This is a genomic window from Ruegeria sp. BHSB056 (genome assembly GCF_059613305.1).
On record NZ_JBXWSG010000013.1, the window covers coordinates 1 to 11,849 of the forward strand.

Annotated in this window: 11 protein-coding genes; all 11 read left to right on the plus strand. The window is 58.8% G+C overall.

Features of this window, described 5'->3' with window-relative positions; translation table 11 throughout:
- Nucleotides 1–1,227 (plus strand): COG4223 family protein (locus AC2FND_RS05280; RefSeq protein WP_496768348.1); only part of this gene is annotated, 1,227 nt, incomplete at its 5' end.
- 10 nt (nt 1,228–1,237) lie between these two features.
- Complete coding sequence (locus AC2FND_RS05285; RefSeq protein ID WP_496768350.1) at nt 1,238–2,731, plus strand: heme biosynthesis protein HemY; 1,494 nt, start codon at nt 1,238–1,240, stop codon at nt 2,729–2,731.
- Nucleotides 2,732–2,816: 85 nt separating this feature from the next.
- Nucleotides 2,817–3,905: an MHYT domain-containing protein gene (locus tag AC2FND_RS05290; protein WP_496768352.1), complete on the plus strand. Its 1,089-nt coding sequence runs from the start codon at nt 2,817–2,819 to the stop codon at nt 3,903–3,905.
- A gap of 139 nt (nt 3,906–4,044) precedes the next feature.
- Entirely contained in the window at nt 4,045–4,878 is an 834-nt protein-coding gene (locus tag AC2FND_RS05295) for an FAD binding domain-containing protein (RefSeq protein WP_209505219.1), read from the plus strand.
- A gap of 14 nt (nt 4,879–4,892) precedes the next feature.
- Nucleotides 4,893–5,387 (plus strand): (2Fe-2S)-binding protein, encoded by a 495-nt coding sequence (locus AC2FND_RS05300; protein WP_209598506.1) that lies wholly within the window; start codon nt 4,893–4,895, stop codon nt 5,385–5,387.
- Nucleotides 5,384–7,801, plus strand: a complete 2,418-nt coding sequence (locus tag AC2FND_RS05305; RefSeq protein WP_496768354.1) for an aerobic carbon-monoxide dehydrogenase large subunit — start codon at nt 5,384–5,386, stop codon at nt 7,799–7,801. Before AC2FND_RS05300 ends, AC2FND_RS05305 begins: the two co-directional genes overlap by 4 nt.
- Before the next feature lie 105 nt (nt 7,802–7,906).
- Nucleotides 7,907–8,773: an AAA family ATPase gene (locus tag AC2FND_RS05310; RefSeq protein WP_496768356.1), complete on the plus strand. Its 867-nt coding sequence runs from the start codon at nt 7,907–7,909 to the stop codon at nt 8,771–8,773.
- A complete protein-coding gene (locus tag AC2FND_RS05315; RefSeq protein ID WP_496768404.1) occupies nt 8,773–9,963 on the plus strand; it encodes a vWA domain-containing protein in 1,191 nt (396 codons plus the stop codon). Before AC2FND_RS05310 ends, AC2FND_RS05315 begins: the two co-directional genes overlap by 1 nt.
- 13 nt (nt 9,964–9,976) lie before the next feature.
- Nucleotides 9,977–10,789: an XdhC family protein gene (locus AC2FND_RS05320; RefSeq protein ID WP_496768358.1), complete on the plus strand. Its 813-nt coding sequence runs from the start codon at nt 9,977–9,979 to the stop codon at nt 10,787–10,789.
- A gap of 99 nt (nt 10,790–10,888) precedes the next feature.
- Nucleotides 10,889–11,341: an SRPBCC family protein gene (locus tag AC2FND_RS05325; protein WP_480482639.1), complete on the plus strand. Its 453-nt coding sequence runs from the start codon at nt 10,889–10,891 to the stop codon at nt 11,339–11,341.
- A 262-nt stretch (nt 11,342–11,603) separates the two neighbouring features.
- On the plus strand, nt 11,604–11,828 hold the full coding sequence (locus AC2FND_RS05330; RefSeq protein ID WP_209505213.1) for a hypothetical protein: 225 nt from the start codon (nt 11,604–11,606) through the stop codon (nt 11,826–11,828).
- The last annotated feature ends 21 nt before the right edge of the window (nt 11,829–11,849 follow it).

Below are 11,849 nucleotides of genomic sequence, written 5' to 3' on the forward strand. Positions count from 1 at the left end.
GCCGAAGCCGAAGCCGAAGCCGAAGCCGAAGCCGAAGCCGAAGCCGAAGCCGAAGCCGAAGCCGAAGCCGAAGCCGAAGCCGAAGCCGAAGCCGAAGCCGAAGCCGAAGCCGAAGCCGAAGCCGAAGCCGAAGCCGAAGCCGAAGCCGAAGCCGAAGCCGAAGCCGAAGCCGAAGCCGAAGCCGAAGCCGAAGCCGAAGCCGAAGCCGAAGCCGAAGCCCCGGTCGATGAAAAGACCGTCGAACGCGCAGTCGAAAAACGCGGCGGTTTCGTTCCGGCCCTGTTGGGTGGGGCGCTGGCTGCCGTTGCAGGTTTCGCGCTGGGCAATGGAGGGCTGTTGCCAACCGGCCCGGACAACTCGGGGGCGCTGGCGGCGCTGGAAGCAAAGCTGACAGAACAATCGGACCAGATCGCCAAGCTGTCACAGGCGCTTGCAAACGGCCCTGATGTGTCTGGACTGGTAGATCAGGTCAAAGCACTGTCGGACAAGCTGACACCGGTTGAAGGCGACCTGAGCACGGTAAAATCCTCGGTTGATGCGCTGTCCGGTGAGGTCGCGCCATTGACGGAGCGGATCGCCGCGCTGGAAAAAGCCCCGATCGTCTCCACGGCCTCGCCCGAGGCAACCGCCGCGTTTGAGGCGGAACTGAAGAAACTTCAGGACTCGCTGGCCGCTCAACGGGCTGAAGTCGAAAAAATGGTTTCGGACGCTCAGGCTCTTGAAGCGAAAGCCTCGGCAGAAGCACAAGCCGCAACGAATGCTGCCATTCTGGCGCGTCTGCGTGGGCAGCTGGACACAGGCCAGCCTTTTTCGGAATTGGTTGCTGAATTGAAGGCGGGCGGCGTGAATGTGCCGGACGCTCTGTCCGGCCCGTCGGAAAAAGGCGTGGAAACTCTGACCGCGCTTCGGGCGTCGTTCGAGCCTGCGGCGCGAAATGCATTGGCCGAGGCGCGCGAGGCTGAAAAAGGAACGGGTTTGGTCGCCTTCCTGCAACGTCAAACGGGCGCCCGTTCCGTCACGCCTCAGGAAGGTGATGGTCCAGACGCTGTTCTGTCGCGTGCGCAGGCTGCGCTGGCAGATGGCGACCTGACCAAAGCTTTGAATGAACTGAAATCACTTCCCGAAGTGGCGCAGGCTGCGATGGCCGATTGGGAGCAGGCGGCCGGGACACGAGCCGCCGCCGTTGACGCCGTGAATACGCTGGCTTCCAGCCTGAACTCGAACTGAAGGACCTGCCATGCTGTGGTCATTGTTTAAGATCCTCGTTTTTGTTGCGATTATCGGCCTGCTGGCGCTGGGCGGTCACTTCCTGATGCAAACCAGTGGTGGGGTGCAGATCACGGTCGCGGGCACGGAATTCACCCTTGGGCCGCTTCAGTCGGTGATTGCGCTGGGTATTCTGGTATTTGCGGTCTGGCTGTTCTTCAAACTGCTCAGCCTTTTGGTTGCGACGCTCAAATTCCTCAACGGCGACGAAACCGCCCTGTCGCGTTATTTCGACCGCAGCCGGGAACAGCGCGGCTATCAGGCGCTGGCCGATGGGTTGATGGCGTTGGCCTCGGGCGAAGGGCGCATAGCCATGACCAAGGCCAGTAAGGCCGAAAAGCTGTTGAACAAGCCGGAACTGACGGATCTTCTGGTGGCCCAGGCTGCCGAGATGACGGGTGACACCAAGAAAGCTTCGGACACCTACAAGAAACTGGTGACAAACAGTGCGACCCGGTTTGTCGGGGTGCGTGGTATCATGAAACAGAAGCTTGCCGAAGGGGATGATGAAACCGCCCGCAAGCTGGCCGAAAAGGCACTGGCCATAAAACCCCGCCACGAAGAGACACAGGATGTTCTGCTGAATTTACAGACCAAGGCGCAGGATTGGGCCGGTGCCCGGTCGACGCTGACGTCCAAGTTGAAAGCTGGGTATCTGCCGCGCGACGTATTCAAACGCCGCGATGCGGTTCTGGCGCTGTCTGAAGCCAAAGGAATCCTGGATGAAGGCGCAACTGTCGAGCAACAGGAGCGCGCGATCGAAGCCAATCGCCTGTCGCCCGATCTGGTGCCTGCCGCCGCAATGGCGGCCCGCGCGTATATCGCCAAGGGGAAGTCCCGGGCAGCGACCAAGATCCTGAAAAAAGCGTGGGAGGTTCGTCCGCATCCGGATCTGGCCCATGCCTTTGCCGAGATCGAGCCGGATGAAACCCCGGAACAAAGGGTCAGGCGTTTCACGGCACTGACGCGCATTCATCCTGAAAACATGGAAACCCGTTTGATCCTAGCCGAGCTGAACATTGTGGCCGAAGACTTTCCCGAAGCCCGCCGTGCCTTGGGTGATGTTGTCGAAAAACGGGGTGATGCGCGGGCCTATACATTGATGGCTGCCGTTGAGCGCGGCGAGGGTGCCACGGACGCTGTTGTGCAAGGTTGGCTTGCCAAGGCACTGAACGCGCCGCGCGGCCCGCAATGGGTGTGCGACAACTGTCATGACATTCAACCCGAATGGGGACCTGTCTGTCAGAACTGCCACAGCTTCGATACGCTCAGCTGGCAGACGCCACAGACTCCAGAGATTGCAACTGCAACCGGGGTTCACATGTTGCCTTTGATCGTCGGTGCACTTGAGAGCCAGACTGAAGAACCCGAAACAGTCGAGCCTGCGGAAGACGACGATGTGGTTGAAGTCACAGTGGATGCCGTAGAGGTCGCGGACGATGCAGAGGCTCAGAAACAGGTCTGAGCCCTGCTGTTGCTAACTGTGAATTGTCGCAATCAATTCGGTTTGCTAACGTCATCCTCGCGTCGGGGAGGGCGTTCAAATCCAAATGCTGGACTACTCTCACAACACTTGGTTGGTGGTAGCTTCGCTTGCCGTGGCGCTCATGGCCGGGTTCACGGGTCTGTACCTGACGCATGGCGCGTCCAGGCTGGATAGCCAGCGGCGCAAGTTCGTGGTGGCATTGGCCGCCGTCATTCTGGGCGGCGGCATCTGGTCGATGCATTTCGTGGCGATGCTGGGGCTGCAACTGCCAATCCTGTTCTACTATGATGCCCTGATCACCCTGATGTCGGCACTGGTCGCGATCCTGATGGTCGGGCTGGCGTTGCTGCTGCTGCATTTCCGGCCTCGTTCGGTTCAGACGATGATCGGATCTGGTGTGATTGTCGGGCTGGGCATCGTCGCGATGCACTATGTCGGGATGGCTGGTATGCAGCTTTGCCGCCCCGTCTATGATGTTTTCGACGTTGCTCTGTCAGCGCTGGCATCGGTAATCTTGTCGGTGTCTGCAATTTGGGTGGCTTATGGCAACCGGACTCAACGAAACATCCTGCTCGGCACGGTTTGTTTCGGGCTGGCGGTGTTCACCATGCATTTTGTTGCCACGGGCCTTACGGATTTCGTCGCGAGCGACAGCCTCGGTGGTGCGGGTCCTGCGCTGGATAATCAGGTTTTGGCAATGGGGGTGACGGTATCCGTCTTTCTGATCTGTGGTGCTTTCCTGTTGACCGGTATCACGTTCATAGAGCCAAAGCCCGTGACTGCACCTGCCTCGGGACCTGTGTTGGAACCCGCCCCAATTCGCGCTGGTGTTCCGTATGAGCGCGAAGGCCAGACCTTATTTGCTCATCCCGCGCGGATCGCCGCAATTCGGGCCGAAGGGCATTACACGGTACTCTATATGGACGCAGAGAAACTTTTCTGCCCCTGGTCGATCACCGATGCGGAAACGCGGCTTTTGCCCGAAGGGTTCCTGCGGGCGCATCGCAGTTATCTGGTGAACCCGAAACACGTCTCGCGCTTTGAACGTCACAAGGACAACGGCACTTGTTATTTCGATGGTGTTGACGCGCTGAGCAAGGTGCCGGTCAGCCGATCCCGCCTGACAGATATTCGCGAAGCACTGGGGGTGTAGGCGCAACTCGTGCAGTTCTTTCGCATTTCGTGAAACAAGCCGCGCGCTCCGTTTTCCTTAACTGGATCAGTTAAATCCACCGTTCTTTCCTTACCTCAGGTCCCCCAAGGCATATCGCCCGGACCCAGGGAGGAAAAACATGATACCAGCCGGCTTTGAGTATCACCGGCCAGGCGACATTGCCTCGGCCATCGGCATTCTACAGGAATATGGCGACGAGGCGCGCGTGATCGCGGGTGGGCACAGCCTGATCCCGATGATGAAGCTTCGGATGGCCGAGATGGGTCATCTGGTCGATCTTCAGGCCATTGAAGAACTAAAGGGGATAGAGGTCGGGCCTGACACCGTTACTTTGGGCGCGATGGTCACGCAGCACGAACTGATCACCCACAGCGGTCTGGCCGAAGCCATTCCGCTGATCCGCGAGGCGGCACTTCAGATTGCGGATCCGCAAGTGCGGTACATGGGCACTGTCGGTGGCAATGTAGCCAATGGTGACCCGGGCAATGACATGCCGGGTCTGATGCAATGCTTGAACGCCTCGTTTGAATTGTCCGGCCCGGACGGGAACCGGACAGTTGCCGCGCGTGATTTTTATGAGGCCGCGTATTTCACCGCCCGCGAAGACGAAGAAATCCTGATCCGGATTTCGATCCCTGTGCCGGGTGCAGGCGTGGGGCAGGCCTATCAAAAGCAAAAGCGCAAGATAGGGGATTATGCGACCGCCGCCGCGGCTGTGATGGTTGGCAACGGTCAGGCCTCGGTTGCGATGACCAATCTGGCCGACACGCCCATCTGGTCGGATGAGGCCAGCACCGCGCTGGCCGGGGGTGATGTCGAAGGGTGCGTTGCCGCAATGCTAGACGCAATCGATCCGGTCGCTGATAACCGCGGCCCCGTCGAATTCAAGAAACACGTGGCAGCCGTGGTGCTGCGCCGCGCCATCGACCGTGCGCAAAGCCGCGCGGGCTGAGGGGGAGGGAACCAATGTCGAAAATGCATGTCAAACTGACCGTAAACGGCAAGCAGGTTGACGGTCTGGCCGAGCCGCGCACGCTGCTGATCCACTTCCTGCGGGAAGACCTGAAAATCACCGGCCCGCATATCGGGTGTGAAACCAGCCATTGCGGTGCCTGCACGGTGGATATCGACGGCAAGTCGGTCAAATCCTGCACCGCCTTTGTAGCGCAGGTAAACGGTTCTGAGATCACAACCGTTGAGGGGCTGACCAATGATGATGGCAGCCTTGGAGTGTTGCAGGAAATGTTCCGCGAACATCACGGGCTGCAATGTGGGTTCTGCACGCCGGGCATGATCACCCGGGCGCATCGCCTGCTGCAGGAAAACCCGAACCCGACCGAGGAGGAAATCCGTTTCGGCATGGCCGGAAACCTGTGCCGCTGCACGGGATACCAGAATATCGTCAAAGCGATCTCGGCCTCGGCTGATTTGCTCAATGCACAGAAGGAGGCCGCGGAATGACCGACCAGACCCTGACCCCCGAAGAACGCGCTGCCAACCTTAAAGGTATGGGCTGCGCCCGAAAGCGCGTCGAGGACGTGCGTTTCACTCAAGGCAAGGGTAATTACGTTGATGACATCAAGCTGGACGGGATGCTGTTTGGCGATTTTGTGCGCTCCCCCTACGCACATGCCCGCGTCGTCAGCGTGAACAAAGAGGCGGCCTTGGCACTGCCCGGCGTGATCGCCGTTTTGACCGCCGAAGACCTGTCGCCTTTGGGATTGCACTGGATGCCGACACTGGCCGGTGACAAGCAGATGGTGCTGGCCGATGGCAAGGTGTTGTTTCAGGGCCAGGAAGTTGCCTATGTCGTGGCCGAAGACCGCTATGTCGCGGCAGATGCCGTTGAACTGGTCGAGGTCGAATACGAAGAGCTTCCAGTCATCACGGACCCGTTCGAATCGTTGAAGTCGGACGTGGTGCTCCGCGAAGATCTGGAAGGTCAGACCGAAGGCGCGCATGGTCCGCGCAAACATCACAACCACATCTTTACGTGGGAACAGGGCGACAAGGACGCGACCGAATCTGTGCTGGCAGAGGCGGACGTGGTCGCCGAAGAGATGATCTATTACCACCGCACCCACCCGTGCCCGCTTGAGACCTGCGGTTGCGTGGCATCGATGGACAAGGTGACCGGCAAGCTGACGCTCTACGGGACGTTCCAGGCCCCTCATGCAATCCGGACAGTTGTGTCTCTGATTTCGGGGCTGGCCGAGCATAATATCCGCGTGATCAGCCCCGATATCGGTGGTGGGTTTGGCAACAAGGTGGGGGCTTACGCAGGCTATGTGTGTTCGGTGGTGGCCTCGATCGTTACCGGCAAGCCGGTGAAGTGGGTCGAGGACCGGATGGAAAACCTGATGTCCACTGCCTTTGCCCGCGACTACTGGATGCAGGGGAAGATTGCCGCCACCAAGGATGGCAAGATCACCGGATTGTGGTGTCACACCACGGCGGATCATGGTGGTTTCGACGCTTGTGCCGACCCGACCAAATTCCCTGCCGGGTTCATGAATATCTGCACCGGGTCTTATGACATCCCGACTGCCTATCTGGCGGTGGATGGTGTCTATACCAACAAGGCGCCGGGCGGTGTGGCCTATCGCTGTTCCTTCCGCGTAACCGAAGCTGCCTATTTCATCGAACGCATGATCGAGGTTCTGGCCATCAAGCTGAACATGGACGCGGCCGAGCTGCGCCGGATCAACTTCATCCGCAAAGATCAGTTCCCGTATCAGTCGGCGCTGGGCTGGGAATATGACTCGGGCGATTATCACACCGCCTGGGACAAGGCGCTGAAGGCCGTGAACTATGAGGGTCTGCGGGCGGAACAGGCGCAGCGGATCGCGGATTTCAAGGCTGGAAAAACGCGCAAGCTGTTGGGCATTGGCCTGACGCATTTCACGGAAATCGTCGGGGCCGGGCCAGTGAAGAACTGCGATATCCTTGGACTGGGGATGTTCGACAGCTGCGAGATTCGCATTCATCCGACCGGATCAGCGATTGCGCGGCTGGGGACGATCAGTCAAGGGCAGGGCCATGCCACAACCTTCGCCCAGATCATCGCCAGTGAAATCGGCCTGCCCGCCGATGACATCACGCTGGAAGAGGGTGACACGGATACCGCACCTTACGGGCTTGGGACTTATGGGTCCCGGTCTACTCCGGTCGCTGGTGCGGCCACGGCGATGGCGGCCCGCAAAATTCGGGCAAAAGCCCAGATGATCGCGGCCTATCTGCTGGAGGTGCACGACAACGATGTCGAATGGGACGTGGATCGCTTTGCTGTCAAAGGCGCACCTGAGCGGTTCAAGACCATGAAGGAAATCGCATTCGCCGCCTATAATCAGGCTATTCCGGGGCTGGAACCGGGTCTGGAGGCCGTCAGCTATTACGACCCGCCGAATATGACCTATCCGTTCGGAGCCTATATTTGTGTCATGGAGATTGACGTGGATACCGGTGAATGGGAGGTCCGGCAGTTTTATGCTCTGGATGACTGCGGCACCCGGATCAACCCGATGATCATCGAGGGTCAGGTCCATGGCGGTGTGACCGAGGCACTGGCTATCGCGATGGGGCAAGAGATTGCCTATGATGATATGGGCAATGTGAAGACCGGTACGCTGATGGACTTCTTCCTGCCAACCGCGTGGGAGACGCCGAACTATACCACCGACCACACGGTGACCCCGTCCCCGCACCATCCGATTGGGGCAAAGGGTGTGGGGGAAAGCCCGAATGTCGGCGGTGTGCCTGCGTTCTCGAACGCAGTGCATGACGCGTTCCGGCAATTTGGCTTGGTGCAGAGCCATATGCCGCACGACCACTGGCGGATCTGGCAGATTGCAAATGGTCTGGGGATGCATGGGTGAATGGGGTCGGACCGGCTGTTGCCGGTCCGACCGGACGGAGGGGGCTCTGCCCCCTCCGAACCTCCCCCGGGATATTTGGGGCCAGATGAAGATAGGATCCTGGTTTTGACCTTGAAAGACGTGCAGAAAGGGTTGGCCGCGCAGGGCTATGTTGCCGATGATCGGTTGGCCATGGCGCTGCATTTGGCGCAGCAACTTGGGCGCCCTTTGTTGCTGGAGGGGCCAGCGGGCGTGGGGAAAACCGAAGTGGCCAAAGCGGTGGCTGCGTGGCGCGATACACGATTGATACGTCTGCAATGCTACGAAGGTCTGGACGCCAGTCATGCCATCTATGAATGGAATTATCAAAGACAGCTATTGGCGATAAGGGCGAGCGAAGCGCAAGGCGGCGTCGCGGAGGCGCAGCTGTTTTCGGATGAGTATTTGCTAAAAAGGCCTTTGTTAGAGGCGATTTTGGAAACGAAACCACCGGTTCTGTTGATTGACGAGATAGATCGGGCGGATGAGGAATTCGAAGCCTATCTTCTGGAAATCCTGTCCGACTTTCAGATCACCATACCTGAGTTGGGAACTGTGCAGGCACATGTGCGGCCTGTCGTCATTCTGACGGCCAACGGGACGCGGGATTTGTCGGATGCGCTGCGCAGAAGGTGTTTGTACAGCTTTCTTGACTATCCTTCGAGAGAGACCGAACAGGCAATCCTGCGGGCGCGACTGCCTGAAATCGAGGGGATTCTGGCGCGTCAGATCATCAGGGTTGTACAGGCGCTGCGTCAGGAAGATCTTGAGAAGAAACCGGGCATCGCAGAAATGCTGGATTGGGCAGCGGCCCTATCCGGGTTGGGTGTCAATGATCTGGTCAAATCCCGCGAAGACGTGCAGGCGACGCTGGTGTGTTTGCTGAAAACTGCCGCAGACTACAATGCGGCACCGCCCGAGGTGATGGATCGCCTGATCGGAAAGGTCGCGTGATGCAGGTTACGCGCTTTCCCGCCCGGGCTTTAGGCCTTGCCGACCGCATGTCGGGCTTCATAGCGCATCTGCGCTTGAATGGCATGAAAATGGGCGCGCTGGATGCGGGGGGCGCGCTTGCCGCCCTGTCCGAAGTGGATGCAACGGATGCCAATCAGGCCCGACAAGCCATGTGCGCGGTCTTGACCGGAGATGCGGAAGATTGGCGCCGGTTTGATGAACTGTTCGATGCTTATTGGTTCAACGCTGGTGCGCAGCGTTCGGGAACAGCGAAAAACAAGCATGCGCGGGTGCAGTCCGCCAAGCCAATGATCTGGCAGAGCAGCACTCTGGCTGAGGACAAACCACGATCCGGGTCGGAGCAAGTGACCACTACGCCTGACTGCGGTGAAGGAGAAGGTGAAGGAGTGGACGGTAAGTTGATCGCCACGCGAACGCCCAACCTGTCACGCCGGGATTTGCGAGAGTTGATGGATGAAGAGACCCTAAAACAGGCTGAAACAGCCGCGCTGGCCTTGGCGCGGGCATTTCGGGACAGGCGATCGCGCCGCCGGAAACAGGCGTTGCGCGGGGCTGCTCTGGACATGCGCCGAATACAGCGCGCCAGTCTGGCGCGAGGCGGTGAGCCGCTGGACCTGTATCGCCGAGCGCGGCCGCCGCGCCCGATGCGGATTGTGGCATTGTGCGACGTGAGTGGTTCGATGACCGTGTACTCACGTGTGTTTCTGGCTTTTCTGAAAGGATTGATCGGCAGCGGGATCGAGGCAGATGCGTATTTGTTTCACACGCGATTGATGCGGGTCACAGATGCGTTGCGCGACCATGACACCCTCCGGGCTGCGGGTCGGTTGTCGCTGATGGCCGAAGGCTTTGGCGGCGGTACGGATATTTCCGGCAGTCTGGAGCGATTTCTGTCGGGATACGGCGCGCGAGCACTGAACGGGCGTACTGTCGTCCTGATCCTGTCGGACGGATATTGCAGTTCTGATCCGCAGGATCTGGGGGATGTGCTGGCGCGTATCAGGCGCAAGGCACGCCGAATCGTCTGGCTGAACCCCTTAAAGGGCTGGAAGGACTATCAACCAATTGCGGCAGCGATGCAGGCAGCTGAACCCTATCTGGACGCGCATCTACCGGCCAATACGCTGGATGCATTGGCGGCGCTTGAGCCGCAGTTCCAAAAGCTGTGAAAGGAGTCTGACCGTGGCGAATTTCGACATTTTTGACACCATCGATCAGCTGCGCGGAACCGGAGAGGCCTTTTGTGTGGCGACGGTTTTGCGCACGGCGGATGCGACCTCGGCCAAAGCTGGGGGGAAGGCGGCGATTACCCAGGCGGGTGAAATCCTGGGGCATTTAGGCGGGGTTTGTGTGCAACGCGCGGTCCGGGCCGCGGCGCAACAGGCTTGGGCGTCCGGGGCGCCGCAGATTATCCGTGTCAAACCTTCGGAAAAGGTGGTGAACATGACGGATCCCGATGGTGTGCAAACGTTCAAAAGTGGATGCCCGTCCGGCGGTACAGTTGATCTTTTGGTCGAACCCTATCAACACGCGCCCCGGCTGGTGATTTTCGGCGAGGGGTTGATTGCCAAAGCTCTGGCGGCACATGGATCGCTGGCCGGATTTCGCACGGTTGTCGAGGATGGGCTTGATATTGCTGGAAACCATGTGCGGTTCGCCTTGGCTCAGGTCGATGCGCTGGGCGTGGAGCCGCGGGACTATGTCGTGGTGGCTGCGCAGGGGCGCAGCGATGCGTCCGCCTTGAAGGCGGCATTGGAAACCGATGCGGCACGCGTGTCGATGGTGGCCAGTCGCCGCAAGGCAGCTACGCTGACTGCAAAGCTTATCGCCCAGGGATTGGACCCTTTGAAGGTCGCGCGCCTGAAATCCCCCGCTGGCTTGGACATACATGCCATAGATCCGCATGAAATCGCCCTGTCGATTTTGGCCGAAATCGTGATGTGGCGGAACGGTGAAAAGGCGGCAAAGGGGTCGCATGATGAAAAGCTTGCTTGAACACCTTTGCCACATGTGGCCTGCGTGGCTGGCTCAAAGGATAGAAACGGCTGCAACGTGCCTATTTCCAAGATGTTGTTGAACAAAGGAAAGACCTGAATGGAACTGACTGATGAAATCCGTATCGCAGCGCCACGGGACGTCGTTTACCGTGCGCTTAACGATCCCGACATTTTGATGGAATGCATCCCGGGATGTGAGGAACTGACGCAGAAATCACCAAACGAGCTTGAGGCGAAAGTTGTTCTGAAAATAGGCCCGGTTAAAGCGCGCTTTGCAGGTGAAGTCACGTTGGACACAGCCAATGCACCAAATGGGTTCTCTCTGATGGGTGAAGGCAAGGGCGGGGCGGCTGGATTTGCCAAGGGCGGCGCAGACGTGTCGTTGACCGAAGAAGGGGACGAAACCGTACTGAAATACACGGCGAAAGTTGATGTTGGCGGCAAGATCGCGCAACTCGGCAGTCGGTTGATTGCAGGAACCGCCAAGAAGTTGTCGGCAAAGTTCTTTACGCGGTTCGGAGAGATTGTGTCAGAGCAGTCGGCGGCATGATCCGGGGCATCCATAGCCGAAAGGTTGTCAAAGAAGGAACCACTGTCGACACACCGGAGAAACCCGCCATAAACAGAATGTGTGGCAATCGGCGGTGCCTGCAAATACTCAGTCAAGACAACACTCTTCAGCGAGAGCTGCGAACACCCCTGTCAACGGGGGGTTGAAAATCGGGTTCTGCCCATAAAAAATTGGCTTTTCCCGAAATAACCGGTAGGTTTTCTGCAAAAGGTGGAAAACACCGGAGGCAGTAAGAGAGCAGATGTCACAGGCAAAAACTCGTGTTTTGCGGACCACGATACCTGCCGGTCTTGTCGGCAAACGGGACGGTCTTTTTTTCTTGTGGGGCGAGATTGAGCGTGCCCGTTTGAAAACTGAAGTCGGAGCCCGCCAGGATGCTGCAACGCCGGATGGGCCAAGTGCAAACATGGCTGGCGCAGCAAGGCGACTGGTACAGGTGCCGGTGGACGAGTTCATATTTTATTGATGGGCAACGTCTGGATGGGAA